Below are 18,735 nucleotides of genomic sequence, written 5' to 3'. Positions count from 1 at the left end.
CGGCGCAGCAGAGGAGTTCCGTGCGCCGCCGACCGATCACTGCGCGGGCGGTGCGGCGGCAGGCGCCTGGGTGGGAGTCGGGATCTGGGCAGGCGCGAACGCGCCGCCCGGCCCGACGATTTCAGGAGAAACCGCCGAGGTCGTGGCGAACACCGAGCTGGTCAGCGGCGTCGACGACGAGGGGGCCGCAGAGGGCGTCCCGCTCGGACGAGTCGTCGGCGAGGCTGTTTTCGTGGTGCTCGCCCCGGCCGACGTGGATCCGGACGAGAGTTCTTTCGCGAGGGTGGAGAACCACTCGACGGTGAACTTCGCCGGGGTCTGCCCCTGTCCTCCCACGGGAATCGAGTCGTAGGTGCCGTGGTTGCGGGCCGTGTCCCAGTACTTGACCTGCGTTGCCATCTTCAGCAGGTCCTTGTTGTCGGAAATGCCGCGCTGGACTTCGTTGTAGATGTACTTCTGGATCTGAGTGCCGGTGGACGGTGGGAACAAACTCATTGCCGCGTCCCCGACTTTCGCTGCCAAGATGCCCAGTGCAGCAGGGGGATTGGCCATGCCGACGGTGGCGAGGGTGCCGATCGTGTCCAGTGTGAGGACTTTCTTCGCGACCGCGATGCCCGCTTGCAATCCCATGACACCGGTTTTGATGACTGCCCGGATGACATCGGCGTCCGCGTCCGGAGTGGCGGAGCGCGGATCGGAATTCGTGGACAGGCGCCCGAGGATGGTCTTTCCGGACGACTGCACGGTGAACCGGCCGTTGGAGAAGTTGATGTCGTCGTTGACGACGTCGGCGGCGGTACGAATTGTCGCCCCACCCAATGCGCCCGCGAGGTCGACCAGAGTTTTCTGCGGATCCTGCTGCTCGAGGTGCAGCTGCCCAGCGATATTGGTGACCGTGCGGGCCAGCGTCGCATCTTGTGGTGTCGCGCATGCGAGGTCGCCGTCGGTGCAGAACGAAGCGACACGGCCGGCAACAGAGCCGTACCCGGACGAGGCGGCGTAGTTCGGGGCTATGCCGCCGCCGTCAGCAGGGGTCGGGGTGGTCACCGTCAGATCCGACAAGGCAGAGGTGGCAACGCCCTTGGGTGGTGTCGGTGAACTCTGCCCGGACGAGCCGCCGGGGAAGGTACTGGCACCTTGCGGGCGATTCGGGGACGAGAACAATGCACCGGCGGCGAGCTTGTCCGCTGTGATCGGGCCTTTGCCGCTGCCGATATTGCGGATGACGGTGTCCGCTATCTGCGCGCCTTGCGAATATCCGGTCACGGCGATCATCGACGAGGGGCACCGATCGGCGTAGTCGGAGATCGCTTGGCTGGTCTTGTCGACCCCCTCGGTCATCGACTGTTCGTACGTCGCTCCCCGCCAACCGAAGTCGGCGGCGTACGGGACGAGCATCCGTGAGACCTCACCGGCAGCGGACTGGAGCAAGGGCACCATCACCGACATGCCGAGGAAGCCGCTGTCGGCGGTGGGGTCGGCATCCGGCGCGGACTGGTTGGTCCCCTGAACACCGAAGACTCCCAGAGCGGTGCAGGGCATCGGTGCGGAGTCGCCTGAGGTGGGTGCGGCGTTCGCCAGACTGGTTCCTGCCAGTGCGAGGACGACCGTGGCCGTCACCGCTGTGGTGATCCCTCTCGCATATCTCATGCGGATTTCCCTTCGGATGTGTTTGTTCACTGCGTCGGCGCGGCTGCACCGAGGTTTCGTACGTCGGCGGCGAGAGCGGTGAAGTCCTGCTCGACACCGCTGCCCATCGCCGAGGTCGCGATCGGTCCTCCTGCGGCCAACGACCGGTCGTGACCGATCAGGCGCACCGCTCCGATCCGGCCCGCCATATGGGCACTGAGGTGATCGGCCACCGGCGTCGAACCGGGACGGACCTCGACGACGGCCACGACGACCGATGCCAACGTGTGTGCGCCGAGGGTGCTCTCGATCCATTCCAGGACGGAGGGAAGACGGTTCACGGAGTCGCCGCGACTGGACACCACCAGGACGATCACGACCGACGCATCGGCCAGGAGCGGAGCGAGATGCTGTGCACGCAAAGGGTTTCCGGCGTCGTAGATCGGAAAATGACCGGACGCGGTCAGGAGTGAGTGAACGGAAGCGAGTGCCGCAGCGTCGCCGCTCAGTTCCCCGAGCGTGCGGCGACCCCACAGCACCCCGTGCTCGGAGACCCATTGGCCGGGGTTCAGCTCGCGCCCGCAGCCACGCTCGGACAGGTCACCGCCGGCGGGGGTCGTATCCACGGCGGCAGCAGTGACGAGTTCGGTGTGCAATGCACTCGCCAGGCCGACCGCTGTCGTGGTGGCTCCGACTCCACCGGCAACCCCGGCGATCAGCACAGCAGAAGGCGGTGCCAGCGGAATCAGTGCATCTTCTGGCTCGGGCACTTCATCGACCGGGGCTTCTGCCTCGGACCCGGGCACGAGCGGCGGTGCGGTGTCGTCGACCGGTGCCGACGGCTTCTCGTCGGATTCGTTGTCTTCTGTCGGCTCGCCCTCGAGCCAGCCCCCTGCCCACGTCACGGCGTGCCTACGCTCTCGTTGATGGCCGCGATCAGCGTCTTTCCGTCACGCACGGTCGTGCTGATGGTTTGCGCGTATCGCACGATCGCGCCGTCCGCGGCTTTTTGGACCATCTCTACGGCGAAGACACCCGGCTGACCGGACGGGCGGATCAGAACGCAATGCTCGGTGCCGACCGGGACGCCGTCGTCGATGCCGGCTTGCAAGGTCGCCAGTTGGGTGGCCGCAGCTTCCGGAGTGGCGAAGCCTCGCGCTTTGTCCGCATTGCGATCGACGTAGAAGGCGTGCTGAAATCCGAGGATCGCATCAGGGCCAGATCCGGTACCGCCAGGGCCATTCCCGCTGATGACGTCACCCTTGACGCTGCTCGGGCACCAGGACGAGGCGGCCTGCGCCCCGGCGACAGACGTCCCCGCCGCTGGCGGGGCCGTAGTGGTTCCAGGTACTTCGAGGGAGGCTGGAGCGTCCGGTTCGTCGGAACCGGAGGCCAGCGCGATTGCGGTACCGCCGACGAGGACAGCCAGCACGGCCGCAGCGGCTCCCCCGACAGCGGCTTTCGTGCGGCGGCTCCGGCCACGCGCCCGGTCGGATCCAGGGAGAGGTTCGGGGATACCGATCCGCTCCCCCGCATCCGGGGTGGTCGGTGTCTGTTCCGGATCGGTGGCCGGCAGCTCCCATTCCGATGCCCAATCCGGTTGTGTATTCAGATCACTGACAGCGAGAGTGACGACCGGGAGCGTGCGGACAACACCGACGGACCCGGCGATCGGATCGGTCGCCGGTCCGGTCTCGTCCTCATCTACGAGTTCGAATGTGGGAGTGAGGTGTTGGGTGGGTCGGCTCACCGCAGCGACAACGGTCTCCTCTGCCGAGGGAGCGTTGCCGGTGGAAACCGGTTCGCTCTCAACAGTTTCGGCATGGTCGAGTAGGGGGTCGGGTTCTGATTCCTCATCGGGGTTTTCGGACTCGGGCTCGGAATGTACGTCGGTGTCTGGGGTTTGCTCTCCCGTGTCCACTTCGTCGGCGAACTCGGTCGGGTCCAACGGTGGAAACCAGTTCTGACCTGACATGTCGATATTTCCTCTCGTGCAAAGAAAAAGAACTTCGACTAACACCGCCGGGGCCGAAGCCCCGACCCCGGCGGCGGTAGTGATTACGCGGGGGTCGCTCCAGCGGCAGCAGCGCCGAGGGCCTGGCCGATCAGATCGGCGGTAGGTCCGAAGGCGTAATTCGCTTCGACGGCCGCGTTGTCGAGTGCGGCGATGACCTGATCGCCACCGGGCTGAGCGAGGACACCTTCACGTGCGGCAGTGAGCTGCGCGTTGACGTTCTCGGTGATCTGCGGAACGGACGCCACAGCATCGGTGACGACCTGCGCGATCTGCGGGGCTTGCGCCGCCAGCGCGTCACTGGTCTGGGAGGTGATCGCAGGTGCGTCCGGCTCGGGGAGATTCGGCACGTCGATGTGGCGAGGCTCGGCATCGGTGTCACCGGCACCGATTGCTCCCGCCGTCAGACCGCCCACCACAGCGCCGCCCACGGCACTGGGAATCCCGAGAAGCAATCCACCTGCACCGGCACCGATCGCGGTGCCGACGACGCCTGTCGTCGCTTCCGGCAGTGGCGCCGGGAGCGGAACCAGACCGCCCATACCGGCCCCGATCAAACCGCCCACTGTGCCGCCACCCAATGCGCCCACTGTGAACCCTGCGGTTCCGGCAGCCAAGGCACCTGCTGCGGCTCCGCCGAAGGTTGCAGCCGAGACACGCTGTGAACGATCGACGTCGACGCCGACACTGGACCAGAATGTCGCGAACTGTGAAACACCGACAGATGCAGTGTTATTGGTGCGTTCGAGATACTCGTCGGACAACCAATTGGGCTTCGGCCCGACGTAATCACCCAGCTGCAACATTTCGGGCGGTGCTTCGATCGGAGCGATGATCTCGACTTCGGTCGGCAGATGGAGTGTCCCCACGTCGATCGGGTCACCGTAATACTCCGGCGCTACATAGTTCCCGCTGCTATCCCCTGCATTGTTCGGGGACGACTGCCGCGTCGACGGCGAGGGCTTCCACTGAATGTTGTCGTACTCAGCCGGAGGCGGAGTCCAGTACGAGCGATCGGACGTCGGCGCAGGAACCTCAGGGGCAGTAGTAATACCCGGCTGCTCCGACGCAGGCGGAGGCGTCGTAATGCCCGGCTGCGACGGAGCGGTAATGCCCGGCTGGGTCGGCGCTGCGATCGCAACTCCGGCATTGACGAAGGCGGCTCCGACCATCGCCGCCAACGTCACGGCTGCGACCGCACCCGTTGACGGTGACCGATGACGACCACCGGACCGTGGTTTCTTGAACTGCTTCATGACATCCCTTCAATCGTGTTGTTTTGCAAACACTTAGGTGGATTCGTGGACGGGCCGGCCGCGAGAGTTGTGATCTCGGGGCCATTAATCCCGGTAGGACGTACCGGGAAGCTGATGCGCGGCAGAGATCACGCCGCGGCCGCGAAGCGTTTGAAGAAGCTGGACGCGGTCGGGAGTTGGGTGTGTCCGAGTGGGCACCGGCGGAAGAAGCCGGGAATCGGAACGCTCATACAAACGCTGCCCGGACTGCGCCCCATGCAGTGGACGACGTTGGCGAATAGAGGAAGGCAGCGTGCACGAAAAGGTGCACCCACCCGCTTCCCGGGCAGGAGAAGCGGGGTGGGTGCGTTACGGTCCACGTCGCCGGACAGCGCATGGTGGGGCGCTGGGCGAATGGCCGAGTTTGGTTTCGTAGCAAGGCATTCGGAAGCTCTGCGGTCACCCAGAGCTAAACCAGGAGACTCGGGAGTCGCTGGGGTTAACCCAGGGCGGTAGCTGATTTGCGCAGGACTGATACCCACGGCGGCCTCCAGGCGCTGGTTGCGGTTTCAACCAGATCGCCTAGGCTTGGTGCCCTGCGGTCTGGACGCCCATGTGCGTGCTGCACCGTGGGCTGAAAGGGACCCCGGAGGCGGAGAGCGACGCCAATCACAAATCCGTCTCTGGGGCTTTTTGCATGACAAGGACCGGCCCGATTCGTATCTGGCCGGTATTCGTCGTTCAGTCGAGTGTCACGAGCAGGTCGAATGCCGCTCTGTGTGAGAAAAATAGTCAAGATGCCTGCCCCTGCCCGGGAGAAAGTGGGCACGCCTGAATAAGGCTGTGCCACTTGCGTGGTGCTGCATCTGGAACCGACCTCGACAAGATCCAGGAAACCCCCGGGTGGGAGCGCACTCGAAGCGTATTGCAAACCGGCTGGTTTGTGCAACTTATACACGCGCCTTCACCTCGATCCTCGCTACGCTCACTGACGCTCCGCGCTAGCATTGCTGTCAACAATAACACGCAACGATGACGCGGGCTAGTGGCGGGTACCACTCCAGGGAGGCGCAAGAATGAGCGAGCGAGCAGGCGATCTGACCCCAGGAGTTGATGAAGTGCCACGGAGTGGAGTGCGCGGCTTTCGGGCCGACAGGCTCCGTGAGTTGCGTGTCAAAGCGGGGCTGACGCCAGACGATTTGTCTGTGCGAATAGGGTCCAGCCGTCAGTCCGTTTCCCATTGGGAGACGGGGCGTTCCACGCCAGCTCCCCCGGTGCTCAAGCAGATTGCACAGGAGCTCGACGTGTCGATCAGTGTGTTGGTTCCGATTCCGGACAACAGATTGCGCATGGGTGACCTTCGGGTGCGTGCCGGCCTAACTCAAATCCAAGCTGCCGAACGTCTTGGAATCTCGCCCACCTCTCTTGCCGAGATCGAAAAGGGCATGAAACCGGTTAATGACCAGCGTGTCTCCGCGATTGCGGAGCTTTACAACGTCGAGACGGCGCAGGTGGTCGAAGTTTGGGAACGTGGCCGTGAGACACGCGAGACACGCGCAAGATCTAAGTAATAAATCACGCAACAAAATCACGCTCCCGCGGCATTATTTCGGTGATCTAACATTCAGTGCGGCGTGTCACGCGAACGAAACCGCCAACTTGGCGCAAGATGGCGGTGAACCTGGCGCACGTTCAGGCGCAGGATCGAAAGGAGAGGCATATGCCTAACCCAAGTAAAGGCAATCGCACTCGCGTGTCGACACGCCTTCCTGTGGACGTGGCCCAGGCGCTCGAAGAGCTTCGGGCCAAGACGGGTGTCAGTTCGGAGAGCCAACTCGTAGCCGATGTCTTGGCACTGGTAACTGGTCACTCTGAACTCGTGGTCGAGCTTGACCAGGGAATCCTGTTCGATCTTGGACTCGATCAGAAGCTGCACCGTGAGGAGGTTCTGCCGCTGACTGCGTAGCGAAACCCCTTCTCCGGCAGGAGAATACGTGACAATTTCACACGCTTTGCAGTAGCACGAACCCCCTAGAAATCGAAAATCCCCCGGCGGGCAGGCCGAGGGTTTCGAAGTGGGTGAGAGGTTGAGCTGGTAACTCGCGCTCTCGGTGGTACTGCGCTTCCCCGAAGGGACAGTCTTGGAGGACTGGTCTCAGGGTACATCGCGCCCTGTTGCAGATTCAATAACTGATTTTTCGCGTGTCTTGGTGATGAAGCACGCGCCCACATCCGAACAACGCCCGTACTGCGGGAGCAGCCCCACGCGTCGCCGGTACGGCACAGCCCGCGCACCCCGCACAGTCCGCGGGCACGTACGCGGGCATCAGTGCCAATCGCTCACACCGATGTTCATCAAGGCCCTTGGCGGGCCGAAAGAAGCGTGCCGGCGGTACTGCCAGATGCGGCTCGACCTCGGCGACGGCGCATACAACGGCATCCCCATCTGGCAGGGCGCTCAGCACTGGGTGGAAATCGCTGTCCGCGAGGCATATACGGCCGAATACAAAAACATTCGCCCCGCCCTGGTCAAAACGACAGGCGGCGGAATCAGCCTCAAGACTCTCCTAGCTGTCGCCACAGTCATGGCGTCAGTCGCTGAGTTCGACACTGGCCGTGAATCACGTTTGTCTCTCGATAAGACCATCGAACGCACGGGCAAGGGTGAGAGAACCGTGCAGCGTGCCCGTCATGCCCTGAAACTGCTTCGAGTGGCCACCGAGGTCTTCCGTGGACGGCTTCGTAGGAAGAAGGGTGAACGACAGGGTTCATACCGGGTGGGCGACAAGGGCCGAGGATGGGCCTCAGTCTGGGCACTTCACCCGCGCAAGCCTGTGGATAAAACCCGTGTCTACGTGGACGGATCTATAAAGATGGCACCCCATCCCCGTAGGGGTCATCTTTTATCTCTTCCCTCTCGTAGAGAGGTTCTTAATACAAAACGATCTGTGAATAAACGAGCCGCTCCGCGGCGCAAGGAGTCCAAAGCTGAGGTCGAGAAGGTCGAAGCCATCCGGAAGGGCCTGTTGCTTGCATCCAAGTGGCTCAGCAATTCGCGAACGCCGGTCTGGGCGCGGCGGCACACCCCCCGAGGGTGGGCATCGGCACTGACCGAACTAGCCGCGCACGGTTGGACGGCAGCGGATCTGAACGACACGATCGACGCCTGGGCGAACGCCCAGAACATGGTTCCGACCCCGAAACACCCCATCGCATTCATCCGTTGGCTCATGAAGCAGCAGGATCTGGCCTTCGCGCCGCATGTTCTCGCTCAGATCGCCGCTGACCAGGAGAAAGCTGAACGTGAACGCCAGTCTGCGGCGTTCGAGATGGAGCGAGAACGCTACGCATGGGCCGCGCCCGAGGACTCCCCCGGCCGCCAAGCAGCGCGTTTCGTTGCTCGCCGAGCAGCCGACACGGCTCGCCGCCGCAAAGTGGATACCTCAGCTCGTGAGAACGCCGCGCAGCCTGTGTGGATCACGCATTTGCGCGACCTCGGACCACAGTGAGCAGCCGCGATCAGCTTTCAGTGAGCGGAGAAATCTGCACGATCGCCAACCGCTCGGTCAAAGGTCCTGGGTACGGGCTGATCCGCAAAGTCGACGGACGCCAATCATCATTTTCAGTACGAAGACGTGCCACGACGTGGACCGGATCGGTCGAACCCAGATTGAACTTGTCCTGGGCCGAAGACAACAGATGTCGATCGTCAGCGTGGATGACCTGGTTCGCGCCAGGTATGTCGCGCCACTTCACCCACGGCGCTGGTTCGGGCAACCACAACGCCAACACGGCGGTCTGTGTGCAGAACACGGCCGTGTAGATGCCCGAATCCTTCACACTCTCCTGCAACCCCAACTCAGCGAGTGTCGGCCGGCGCGGCGGCGTCGTATCGGTCACGTCGTGCCAGAGCAACCGCAACCCGCGCTCGCCTTCCTCCACACACCCCCGCACCCACATATGCCAACGCATCACGCGGCCGTCGGCGTGCAGGACACTCATATCGGCGTCGAAGGTCTGATCGTCGACCGGATTGAGGCCGGCCGCGAGCATGGCCTCCGAATCGTCGAATTTGATCGCCTTCGCGTAATACTCCGCAGGCGTGCGCTCCGGAACGTGATCCTCGGGCTTAACTCCCGACATCAGCGCAGCTTCGAGGGTTTGCGCGATGACGAAGCGATCGAGCAGCCAGGAGAACCCGGAAACGATTCGCGGCGGTGTCGGCGTGACGTCGGGGTCGCCGATCCACAGCTGAACAGCGTGAACCTTGCCTGTCGGGCCGAGAACAGGCAGGCATTCGATCCGGTAGCTCCGCTTGTCTCGGGCGCTGTCGAGGGCCGGCAGGACGATCTTGGTTCCGCTGCTTCGAACCTGGTCGATGATCGGGTCGAGCCGAACGTCCACGCTCGGTGAGAGCCGTTTGGTGGTTGCCCAGTTCTTGACGTTGCCACCGACGCTGACGACGGTTGGACTCTTGCCAAGCGTTTCGATCAAATGCCACTCGTTCACAGACACCTCGCTTACCGCTGCCCCCCGCCCCCGCGGGAGCTGCCCCACCCGGGAAGACCCGGACAATTACGGCAACTCGGCAGACTACCGGCCAGTAGCGTACTCGGCGTTACAGACGTTGCAAGGAGAGCTCAAGCCCGACCGGCTTGAGCGTCAGCGCTTCTCGGACGTCCAACTTGTATTCCGGATCCGACTGAAAGCTGTAGCGCTGCAATATCGTTGCCAGCGACAGGACCGCTTCGTGCAAAGCGAACTGCCGACCGATGCAGGACCTTGGTCCTGTTCCGAAAGGTCGGTAGGCGTGAGCTGGGCGTTTCTTCACATTCTCAGGTTTGAAGCGGTCCGGATCGAAGGATTCTGGATCCTCACCCCACACCGGGTCGCGGTGCAGCTGCGGGAGGAGCACGAATACCCACGATCCCTTCGGCATCGCGTAGCGACCACCCAGAGTCGTGTCGGTTCGGACCTTGCGGAAGTATCCCGGAGCGCTCGGCCACAAGCGCAGCGTCTCGTCGACGACTCGGCGTAGGTACCGCATTTTGGCGACGTCTTCGAAGGCCGGTGTTTCACCACCAGTGATGTCTGCGACCTCCGCACGAGCAGCGTCAGCGATCTCGGGATGCCGAGCCAGGAAGTACAGCGCGAAGGCGATAGTGCCGGCGGTTGTCTCGTTGCCAGCGACCAAAAACGTCAGGACCTGGTTCCGAATGTTCACCGGGTCCAGCTTCTCCCCCGTCTCTTCGTCGGTGTTGTTGAGCATCAGGTCGAGCAAATCGTCCTGATGCTCCCCCGGCTTGGCCTGACGCTCGGCAATCACATCGTCGACGACCGTCCGAACAAACGCGATGTCCTTCTCGTATTGCAGGTCAGCGCCGTTTCCGCGCAATTTACGCAGGAACGGAATGTCGTTGGAGGTGCGGTTCACGTGCTCGAGAACCCTCGACATAGCACCGACGAACGGGTGCTCATCGCCATCGAACGACGCGAAGTCATAGCCGAAGCCAGCCAGTCCGATCACGTCCAAGGCGAGCTTGTTCGCATCAGTGGTGGCATCGATCTTTCCGCCGGCGGCCGCGGCCGCATCCCACGAGGACGTGAGTCCGTCCAATGCTCTCAGCATCGACGGGTGGTACTTGCGCAACGCTGCCTGGCTGAACCCGGCGTTGAGGATGTTGTGAGCTTTCTGCCAGTTGGGTTCGGAGTTGAAAGCGGTGAAAAGGCCGTCTTCCGCGACTGCACGCAGCTTGCGGATCGGCAGACCCACCGATTTCGCCCACAAAGCCTCGTTGTTGACCTCTGCGACCAGCTCCACACCCGAGACCACGGTCAGTCGGTGATTGATGATTTTGCGCTCGAAGATCGGCCCCAGCCTCGAAGCCATGACCATTTCCTTCTGGACCGGCTTCACCGAGTCGACGCTGAGCAAGTCCCCCAATCCAGGCAGCCTCCAGGCCGGCGAGGGGATCGACTCAAACTCGAGGGCAGGCTTCACCGCGACCTCATCGGTCGGTGTCTCACTGCTCGGGTACGGGCACTTGTCGGAAGACATGGTGGACAGTCTTGCATCAGTTTCCGAGCGGAGGCCGCCACGGCGCAAAATGCGCGATGAACGCAAAGGTCGACTGGAGACTGGTTTCTCGAACTTTGCACTCTCAAAGTTCGTCCCCAAGAGAAGCTGAATTGCCCTTGTCCTCTGCGCGAAGTCTGTAGCTTTCCTGACAATCCGCACTGCCCCGATCAATCTGAAAAACTCCTTTGAACAGGCATTTTGCAGACGTATATACGGAGTTCCGTATATACGGGTATGTGCTTGCCCGTGGCGATCGAAACTTGCTTCGACCCGCGTATTCGCCCCGGCAGTTGGGCCGCAAAGGGCCAGGCGCGATCTAGGGTTCCGAGATACCTTTCAATGATTTTGCGCGGACATACGCAAATACGGAAATCCGTAAATGCGATTATGCGGAAAGTCGTGTACGCTGAAATCCGCAGCTCCGCAGCTCCGCATCTACGGAATTGCGGATACACGCATCTCCGTATATCAGCGTTTCCGCAGCAATGTGTCGCACCGCCAGTCTTCGATTTCGACAACTTGAACGCAGCGCCCCGTGAAACGGTTCGGGGTTCTGCTGCAACCACTCGGAAGGAGTGCAAATGCTTGTATTTACGGTTACGAACCTCAAAGGAGGTTCAACCAAGACCACTACGGCGGCCTACCTGTTGCACGCATTGCACGAGGCCGGCCTGAACGTACTGGGCGTGGATGCGGACGGGGAGAACGAATCGCTGCTGAGCTGGCAAACGCTGGGGGATTGGCCCTTCCCCGTAATCGGTATGCCGGTGAACAATCTGCACAAGCAGCTACCCGGCATCGCCAACAACAAATACGACGCCGTCGTGATCGACACGCCACCCATGAAGGAACAGCGGGGAATCGTGCTCTCATCGATGCGGATTGCAACTCATGTCATCTGCCCGCTCGCGCCCACCACCATGGAATTCGCCAGACTGCCCGCGGTGCGCGAACTACTCGAAGAGGCAAATGATCTGCGAGGCGATGGGACAGCAGATCCGATCTTCGCGGTGCTCCTCACTCGCACCATCCCGAACGCCAGTTCCACTGATGTGTTCCGCGAAATGATCACGGAGGCCGGCGATCACGTACTCAGGGCGACAGTCGGCCGGCGCGAACAGTTCGCTCAGGCATTCGGCCTCCCGATCGACAACGCAGCAAACACCGCCTACGGCGATGCAGTAGAAGAGCTTTTGGAAATCGGAAACGAGGATGCGGCATGAGCAACGCCAAGGATCGGATACGCGCAAGCGCCGAGAGGGCACAAAGTGCAGCGAAGAGGGTTCCAGAACCAACGCCTGACGTGATCCCTGAACGGGAACAGTCCGTTGCGATGGAAAGCCCTCAGACTGCAACGAAGAAACGCGAGCAAAACGTCGTTCCACCCTTGCAGCGAAGTGTGCGCAAGAACGTGGACTTGTCACCGGACCAGAACGACAGGCTCGGAGATTGGCAACGCGCAGCAGCCAGAGACTTGGGAGTTGCTCGAGTGACTGCCCAGGAGATTCTTGTCGTCTTGGTTGAACGTCTGTTGGCCGACGAAACCCTCAGTAACCGGGTGAAACGTGACGTTCTCGCTCGACGTTGACTCTATTTCTTATTTACGTATATCCGTAGATGCGGATATACGTGAAAGCTGAAAGGAGCCCCACCGGGAGGCAACCCGGCGAGGCCCCAGACCGGGAACCCTTGGAAGGAAAAAACCCGATCATGAACGACTTTAGCCTCCGGGCTGCCCGCATCCAGCTAGGCGCATTGCTTGCCGCACTCGCACTCGCGATCGTCATCGCACTCGGCATCACTAGGGGGTCGGGGAGCAGATTGACGAAATCCGGCGCTAAGGGGCAATCGCCGAGCGACCTTGCGCTGTAGGTGATTTCATGTCGTCGTGACTGATGAGGGCGGCTATGGCCGGTTCGGTGCGTTGTCTCGGCAGGAGCTGGAGCGTTACTGCTACTTGGATGACGAGGACCGGCGGCTGATCGCTGCGCGGCGGCGCGACTACAACCGTCTGGGGTTCGCGGTGCAGGTGGTGACGGTGCGTCACCTGGGAATGTTCCTGGCTGATCCGCTGGATGTCCCGCCCGCGTTGATCGAGTATCTGGCCGAGCAGTTGGAGATCTCCGATCCGTCGATGGTGAAGCGGTACACCGATCGGGAGAAGACCAAGCTCGAACACGCCTGGGAAATCCAGCAGGTGTACGGACTCAAGCCGTTCGGCGAGATGGAGTCGGAGCTCACGTCGTGGATCGTCGACCAGGCGTGGATGACCGGCGACGGACCGAAGGCGATCTTCGGCGACGCAGTGACATGGCTGCGGAAGCGTCAGGCGCTGCTGCCGGGGATCACCACGTTGGAGCGGCTGATCGGCGACGGCCGCAACGCGGCGGACGCCCGGTTGTGGCGCCAGCTCGGCGAGCAGCTGACCTCGGAGTCCGCGTCTGCCTTGTTGCGGCTGCTGGAGGTTCCTGCGGAGGGCGGGCAGAAGGTCAGCGAGCTGGAGCGGCTGCGCAAGGGCGTGTTCAAGGCGTCGTCGAAGGGGATGCTCGCGGCGCTGCGCAGGGTTGTCGACCTGCAAGCGGTCGGGGTGGACAGCATCGACGTGAGGGCGATCCCGCCGCGTCGGTTGACGGGGTTGGCGACCTACGGGTTGGCGAGCAAGGCCGCCGCGCTGCGGCGGCTGCCCACGCGTGAGCAGCGCTTGGCGGTGCTGGCCGCGACGGTCGTTGTGTTGAGCGCGCGGGCGGTCGACGACGTGTTGGAGACCTTCGACATGTTGATGACGACGAAGCTTCTGTCCAAGGCCGAGCGGGAGTCTCGCGAGGAGAAGCTGCGTCGCTATCCGAGGGTGTCACGCAACGCAGGCAAGCTCGCGGCAGCGGTGAAGGTGCTGCTGGAGATGGTCGAGGTCAACCAGGACGTCGGGCTGGGCGTGGTGTTGGACATGATCGAGAAGACCGTCACCCGGGCCGAGTTGCGGCACGCGGTCCAGGCGGTCGACGAGCTGGTGCCCGCCGACGACGCGGAGCTGGATGGGCAGCGGTTGATCGAGTTGGCCGGCAAGTTCGCCACGGTCCGCCCGTTCCTGTCGATGCTGATGGACACGATCGAGTTCGGCGCGACCAGTGACGGCGCCGCCGTCCTGGCGGCAATGAAGACCCTCGCCGAGCTGCTGACATCCAGGTCGTCGGGCAAGATCCCGGCAAACCTGCTGGACGCCCGCAAGGTCGACCACGACTTGATCGTCGGCGCGTGGAAGCGCTTGATCTACACGCCGGGCCGACCGGAGGGCACCGTCGACCGGAACTCCTACACGATCTGCGTGTTGGAACAGTTCCACCGACACCTCAAGCACCGCAGCATCTTCGCGGTGCGTTCGTCGCGGTGGCGCGACCCGCGGGCGCACCTGCTGGCAGGCGAAGCCTGGGAGGCTGCGCGTGACGCCGGCATGAACGCGCTGGGCCTGCCCGCCGCGCCGACGCAGCTGCTGACCGATCACGCGACGGCGTTGGAGACCGCTTATCGGGAGTTGGCCGCACGGCTGGGCGAGGACACCCCAGCCAGCATCGACGCCGACGGCAAACTGCACGTCGCCGCGCTGGACGCCAAGGCCGAGCCCGCGTCGCTGGTCGACCTGCGCCGCCGGGTGGAGGCGATGATCCCGCGTGTGGACCTGCCGGAACTGGTCACGGAGGTGATGAGCTGGCATCCCGGTTTCACCGAGGCGTTCACCCACACCTCGGGCAACGAGGCCCGCGTCGCCGACCTCGGCTTGTCGGTGGCGGCCGTGCTCTGTTCCTATGCGATGAACGTCGGGTTCAAACCGGTGACAACGCCTGGTGTCGACGCCCTGACCAGGGATCGGCTGCTGCACGTCGACCAGTGCTACGTGCGGGCCGAGACCATCGAGGCGGCCAACGCCGTGCTGGTCGACGCCCAGGCCGACATCCCCCTGGCCCAAGCGTGGGGCGGCGGGCTGGTCGCCTCGGTGGACGGGATGCGGTTCGTGGTGCCCGTGCGCACCCATAACGCCCGCCCGAACCCGAAGTACTTCGGCCGGAAACTGGGCATCACCTGGTTGAACATGCTCAACGACCAGTCCGCCGGGCTGGCAGGCAAGGTGCTGCGCGGAACACCTCGCGATTCGCTGCACACCATCGACGTGATCGTGTCCCAGCACGGCGGGCGGATTCCGGAGGTCATCATCACCGACACCGGGTCGTATTCCGACATCGTGTTCGGACTGCTGCATCTGATCGGCCGCCAGTACCGGCCGCAGCTGGCGAACCTGCCCGATCAGCGGTTGTGGCGCATCGACGCCCGAGCCGACTACGGGCCGCTGGACAAGGCGGCGCGCGGGGTGATCGACACCGCCAAGATCGCCGCGCACTGGGAGGACATGTGCCGGATCGCGGTGTCGATCCACTCCGGTGAGGTGTCGGCGCACGAGGTCACCAGGATGATCTCCCGCGACGGGCAGCCGACCGCGTTGGGCCAGGCCATCGCCCATTTCGGGCGGATCTTCAAGACCCTGCACATCCTGCGCCTGGCCGACGACGAACCTTACCGGCGCGAGGGCAAGGCCCAGTCCAATCTCGTCGAGGGTCGTCACGACCTGGCGCGCACGATCTATCACGGCCGCAAGGGCGAGATGACCCGCGCCTACTACGAGGGCATGGAAGACCAGCTCTCGGCGCTGGGATTGGTGCTCAATTGCGTCGTCGTGTGGAACACCGTCTACGAGAACCGCGCCCTCGCCGCGCTGCGAGCCGGCGGATACCCGGTGCTCGACACCGATGTCGAGCGATTGTCGGCGTTCGTGCGCGCCCACATCGGCATCGACGGGCACTACAGCTTCCACCTGCCCGACCCCAACGGAGTTCACCGACCGCTGCGCGACCCGGACGCCGACGACGACGAGTAGCGCGAGTCGAAGGGTGGCGGATGACCGCTCAGGACCTGACGACGCATGTCGGCGGAAGTCTCTCCTGAGCCGCGAAACAGGCCACGGCCTGCACCTCTACCTCCGACCTGACCCAACAAACTACCGCTAGATTACGGTCACGGAGAGCGTCAGTTTGTCGCTGTGCGGCACGCCCGTCCGGTCGAGGAAGTCACACATGTCATCGATCATCGGCTGCATGAGCAGCTGCCCCAGCTGACGAACCATCAGCCCGATGACCTGTGAGGACTCGGATCGCCGTGTCGAGGTCTTGCCCGAATAGCGGAGTTTGGAGATCTCTCTGCGACTCAGGTCGGTCAGCCGCTCGAGTAACTCGCTCTTTCCCTGCGGATCGAGCACAGCGCGCCGGATGTAGTTCACCACCGTCGGATGCGTCGCGAGCATGTGCCGCACCGCCTCGTCTCGAGCGGCGGCGACCTGCGCTGGGGCGCCCTCGTCCGGCACAGAGGCGATCGCCAGAGCGTAATAGTCGACGACCAGTTGCTCGACGGCGACGCGTAGCCCGTCCTTGGTCTTGAAGTGGTGCTGCACCAATCCCACGGCGACCCCGGCGGCGGCGGCGACGGCGCGCATCGAGACGCGATCCTCGCCGCGCTCGGCGTAGAGGTCGAGCGCGGCGTTGCGAATGCGGGCCTTCGCGGTGAGGTCCTCGTCACTGGCGCGGGGGTCGGTCACAGAAATTGCCTCCTATCAGAGAAAAAAGCATACACCCTTGACATTAGACAGTACATGCGCATTAATGGCTATACATCAGTATAGTCAAAAAGGGGTTGATGATGTCGCAGTCGAGTTCGCTGCAGGGCGTGCAGGTGGTGTCGCTCGCGATCAATCTGCCGGGCCCGCTCGCCGCCGCGCGGCTACGGGCGCTGGGCGCCACCGTCACCAAGATCGAACCGCCGGCCGGCGACCCGCTGCGGGCCGTGGCGCCGACGTGGTACGACGAGCTCACTGTGGGCCAGCGGGTCGTGACCCTCGACCTCAAGGACCCCGCTGATCGGGCGGTGGCGGCGCGCGAGCTGTCGCGTGCCGACCTGATGCTCACCGCCATGCGCCCCTCGGCGCTGGTCAAGCTCGGCCTGGACGAGTTGACCGCGGCGAATCCGCACCTGTCGCATATCGAGATCGTCGGGCACGACGGGATCGCGGCGGAGCAGCCCGGCCATGACCTGACGTACCAGGCCCTGCACGGCACTCTCCAGCCGCCGACGATGCCGACCGTCCCGGTGGCCGACCTGCTCGGCGCCGAGCGCGCCGTGTCCGCGGCCCTGCTCGCCCTGCGCGTGGCCGCGGAGTCCGGCGTGGGACACCGCGAGCGGGTCGTCCTCGAACAGGCGGCCGCCGACGCCGGCGCCGCAGTTCGGCACGGTCTGATGGGAGCGGGCGCGCCGCTCGGCGGGGCGCATCCCGGTTACCGGATCTACTCCAGCTCCGACGGCCACGTCGCGCTGGCCGCGCTCGAGCCGCACTTCTGGGAGCGCGCCCGCGCCGGTCTCGGTGTCGAGGGCACCCAGGAGGAGCTCGAGCAGACGTTTCTTTCCAAGCCGACGCGCGAATGGGAGGAGGTCGCGAAGCGCCTCGACATTCCCCTGATCGGAATCCGCGATTCGGCACCCCGTAATTCAGCACAAGGAGCTTTGTCATGAGTGTTCGCGAGGCCGTTATCGTCGGCGCGGTCCGGACCCCGGTCGGCCGTCGCGGAGGGATCCTCAGCGCATGGCATCCGGTGGACCTGCTCGGGCAGACGCTGCGGGAGCTTGTGGCCCGCGCCGGCGTCGACCCCGCCGCGATCGAGGACGTCATCACCGGCTGCGTCATCCAGCACGATGTCCAGTCGGGCAATCTCGGCCGCCACGCGGTGCTCGCCGCCGGGCTGCCCGAGTCGGTCCCCGCGGTGACGATCGACCGCCAGTGCGGTTCAGGGCAGCAGGCGGTCAGCTTCGCCGCCCAGGCGGTGATGGCGGGTTCCCACGACCTGGTGATCGCCTGCGGCGTCGAGTCGATGTCACGGGTGCCGATGCCTCCGGCGTTCCTGCCCGGCGCGCCGCTCGGCCCGCAGTACAGCCCGCGCGAACTCGACCGCTACGACGGTGGGCTGATGGCGCAGGGCCCGTCGTCGGAGCTGATGAACGAGAGGTTCGACCTGAGCCGAGCGGCGTTGGACGCGTTCAGCGCTCGCAGCCACGAGCGGGCGCACGCCGCGACGCGGGCCGGGAAGTTCCGCGACCAGATGGTGCCGATCACCGCCGACCCCGACGACCCGACCGGTCCGGTCATCGACTCGGACGAGGGCATCCGCGAGCACATCGACCCCGCCAAGATGGCGAGCCTGAAAGCCGTGTTCGGCGCCGACGGGCGGACCACGGCGGCCAACTCCTCGCAGATCAGCGACGGCGCGGCCGCGCTGCTGATCGCCGACCGCGAGTACGCCGAGCGCAACGGCCTCATCCCACGCGCCCGGTTCCGCGCGCTGTCGGTCGCCGCCGCCGACCCGATCATCCAGTTCACCGCGATCCTCGACGCCGCCCACAAGGCGCTCGGCCGAAGCGGGTTGGCCGTCGAGGAGATCGACCTGTTCGAGGTCAACGAGGCCTTCGCCGGTGTGCCGCTGATCTTCCAACGGGAATTCGGCGTCCCGGACGACAAGCTGAACGTCAACGGCGGCTCCGTCGCCCTCGGCCACCCGCTGGGCTCGACCGGAGCCCGGATGCTCACCGACCTGCTCTGCGAACTCGAACGCTCCGGCAAGAGGTTCGGCTTGCAGACCGTCTGCGAGGCCACCGGCACCGCGAACGCCACCATCATCGAACGCATCTGA

At 64.1% G+C, this 18,735-nt stretch carries 16 protein-coding genes; 9 read left to right on the top strand and 7 right to left on the bottom strand.

Annotated features, from left to right (window positions below):
- Nucleotides 1-36 precede the first annotated feature (36 nt).
- From G8767_RS28055 to G8767_RS28040, 4 genes are all read right to left on the bottom strand, one after another.
- Nucleotides 37-1,650: a cutinase family protein gene (locus tag G8767_RS28055; protein ID WP_166813047.1), complete on the bottom strand. Its 1,614-nt coding sequence runs from the start codon at nt 1,648-1,650 to the stop codon at nt 37-39.
- A gap of 26 nt (nt 1,651-1,676) precedes the next feature.
- Complete coding sequence (locus tag G8767_RS28050; protein WP_166813045.1) at nt 1,677-2,534, bottom strand: hypothetical protein; 858 nt, start codon at nt 2,532-2,534, stop codon at nt 1,677-1,679.
- On the bottom strand, nt 2,531-3,604 hold the full coding sequence (locus G8767_RS28045) for a hypothetical protein (protein ID WP_166813043.1): 1,074 nt from the start codon (nt 3,602-3,604) through the stop codon (nt 2,531-2,533). Before G8767_RS28045 ends, G8767_RS28050 begins: the two co-directional genes overlap by 4 nt.
- An 83-nt stretch (nt 3,605-3,687) precedes the next feature.
- Nucleotides 3,688-4,899 (bottom strand): insoluble domain protein, encoded by a 1,212-nt coding sequence (locus G8767_RS28040; RefSeq protein WP_166813041.1) that lies wholly within the window; start codon nt 4,897-4,899, stop codon nt 3,688-3,690.
- Between the two features lie 1,055 nt (nt 4,900-5,954).
- Here G8767_RS28040 and G8767_RS28035 point away from each other — a divergent pair.
- The 3 genes from G8767_RS28035 (at nt 5,955) to G8767_RS36005 (ending at nt 8,387) form a co-directional block, all read left to right on the top strand.
- Nucleotides 5,955-6,449: a helix-turn-helix transcriptional regulator gene (locus tag G8767_RS28035; protein ID WP_074447145.1), complete on the top strand. Its 495-nt coding sequence runs from the start codon at nt 5,955-5,957 to the stop codon at nt 6,447-6,449.
- A 149-nt stretch (nt 6,450-6,598) separates the two neighbouring features.
- The gene (locus G8767_RS28030; RefSeq protein WP_206029854.1) at nt 6,599-6,844 is read left to right on the top strand and encodes a hypothetical protein; all 246 of its coding nucleotides are present in this window, start codon (nt 6,599-6,601) and stop codon (nt 6,842-6,844) included.
- A 982-nt stretch (nt 6,845-7,826) separates the two neighbouring features.
- Nucleotides 7,827-8,387, top strand: a complete 561-nt coding sequence (locus tag G8767_RS36005; RefSeq protein WP_240952877.1) for a hypothetical protein — start codon at nt 7,827-7,829, stop codon at nt 8,385-8,387.
- 10 nt (nt 8,388-8,397) lie between these two features.
- Here G8767_RS36005 and G8767_RS28020 read toward each other — a convergent pair whose 3' ends face one another.
- Both G8767_RS28020 and G8767_RS28015 read right to left on the bottom strand, forming a co-directional pair.
- Nucleotides 8,398-9,387, bottom strand: coding sequence for a GAF domain-containing protein (locus G8767_RS28020; RefSeq protein WP_166813039.1), 990 nt, complete (start codon nt 9,385-9,387; stop codon nt 8,398-8,400).
- A 109-nt stretch (nt 9,388-9,496) separates the two neighbouring features.
- On the bottom strand, nt 9,497-10,936 hold the full coding sequence (locus G8767_RS28015; protein ID WP_206029853.1) for a cytochrome P450: 1,440 nt from the start codon (nt 10,934-10,936) through the stop codon (nt 9,497-9,499).
- A 602-nt stretch (nt 10,937-11,538) separates the two neighbouring features.
- Here G8767_RS28015 and G8767_RS28010 point away from each other — a divergent pair.
- The 4 genes from G8767_RS28010 to G8767_RS27995 all read left to right on the top strand — a co-directional run bounded on the left by G8767_RS28010 (nt 11,539) and on the right by G8767_RS27995 (nt 15,881).
- Entirely contained in the window at nt 11,539-12,180 is a 642-nt protein-coding gene (locus G8767_RS28010; protein WP_058228272.1) for a ParA family protein, read from the top strand.
- A complete protein-coding gene (locus G8767_RS28005) occupies nt 12,177-12,545 on the top strand; it encodes a hypothetical protein (protein ID WP_235808513.1) in 369 nt (122 codons plus the stop codon). Before G8767_RS28010 ends, G8767_RS28005 begins: the two co-directional genes overlap by 4 nt.
- Nucleotides 12,546-12,667: 122 nt before the next feature.
- Nucleotides 12,668-12,829: a hypothetical protein gene (locus tag G8767_RS28000; RefSeq protein ID WP_166813003.1), complete on the top strand. Its 162-nt coding sequence runs from the start codon at nt 12,668-12,670 to the stop codon at nt 12,827-12,829.
- A 16-nt stretch (nt 12,830-12,845) separates the two neighbouring features.
- Nucleotides 12,846-15,881, top strand: coding sequence for a Tn3 family transposase (locus G8767_RS27995; RefSeq protein WP_166813037.1), 3,036 nt, complete (start codon nt 12,846-12,848; stop codon nt 15,879-15,881).
- A gap of 126 nt (nt 15,882-16,007) precedes the next feature.
- Here the strand turns inward: G8767_RS27995 and G8767_RS27990 are convergent, their stop codons facing one another.
- Complete coding sequence (locus G8767_RS27990) at nt 16,008-16,601, bottom strand: TetR/AcrR family transcriptional regulator (protein WP_025997155.1); 594 nt, start codon at nt 16,599-16,601, stop codon at nt 16,008-16,010.
- A gap of 95 nt (nt 16,602-16,696) precedes the next feature.
- On the opposite strand from G8767_RS27990, the gene G8767_RS27985 reads away from it, so the two are divergent.
- Both G8767_RS27985 and G8767_RS27980 read left to right on the top strand, forming a co-directional pair.
- The gene (locus G8767_RS27985; RefSeq protein ID WP_011331218.1) at nt 16,697-17,563 is read left to right on the top strand and encodes a CoA transferase; all 867 of its coding nucleotides are present in this window, start codon (nt 16,697-16,699) and stop codon (nt 17,561-17,563) included.
- Nucleotides 17,560-18,735, top strand: a complete 1,176-nt coding sequence (locus tag G8767_RS27980; protein WP_011331217.1) for a thiolase family protein — start codon at nt 17,560-17,562, stop codon at nt 18,733-18,735. Before G8767_RS27985 ends, G8767_RS27980 begins: the two co-directional genes overlap by 4 nt.

Source organism: Rhodococcus sp. IC4_135, from assembly GCF_011602025.1.
GTDB lineage: Bacteria > Actinomycetota > Actinomycetes > Mycobacteriales > Mycobacteriaceae > Rhodococcus_F > Rhodococcus_F baikonurensis.
This window is presented reverse-complemented; position numbering and strand designations above follow the sequence as displayed.

Coding starts and splice junctions, on each gene's coding strand:
- G8767_RS28005 (WP_235808513.1), top strand. CDS start 12,177: ATGAGCAACGCCAAGGATCGGATACGCGCAAGCGCCGAGAGGGCACAA.
- G8767_RS28000 (WP_166813003.1), top strand. CDS start 12,668: ATGAACGACTTTAGCCTCCGGGCTGCCCGCATCCAGCTAGGCGCATTG.
- G8767_RS28010 (WP_058228272.1), top strand. CDS start 11,539: ATGCTTGTATTTACGGTTACGAACCTCAAAGGAGGTTCAACCAAGACC.
- G8767_RS28035 (WP_074447145.1), top strand. CDS start 5,955: ATGAGCGAGCGAGCAGGCGATCTGACCCCAGGAGTTGATGAAGTGCCA.
- G8767_RS28015 (WP_206029853.1), bottom strand. CDS start 10,936: ATGTCTTCCGACAAGTGCCCGTACCCGAGCAGTGAGACACCGACCGAT.
- G8767_RS27985 (WP_011331218.1), top strand. CDS start 16,697: ATGTCGCAGTCGAGTTCGCTGCAGGGCGTGCAGGTGGTGTCGCTCGCG.
- G8767_RS28030 (WP_206029854.1), top strand. CDS start 6,599: ATGCCTAACCCAAGTAAAGGCAATCGCACTCGCGTGTCGACACGCCTT.
- G8767_RS27980 (WP_011331217.1), top strand. CDS start 17,560: ATGAGTGTTCGCGAGGCCGTTATCGTCGGCGCGGTCCGGACCCCGGTC.
- G8767_RS28040 (WP_166813041.1), bottom strand. CDS start 4,899: ATGAAGCAGTTCAAGAAACCACGGTCCGGTGGTCGTCATCGGTCACCG.
- G8767_RS28045 (WP_166813043.1), bottom strand. CDS start 3,604: ATGTCAGGTCAGAACTGGTTTCCACCGTTGGACCCGACCGAGTTCGCC.
- G8767_RS28055 (WP_166813047.1), bottom strand. CDS start 1,650: ATGAGATATGCGAGAGGGATCACCACAGCGGTGACGGCCACGGTCGTC.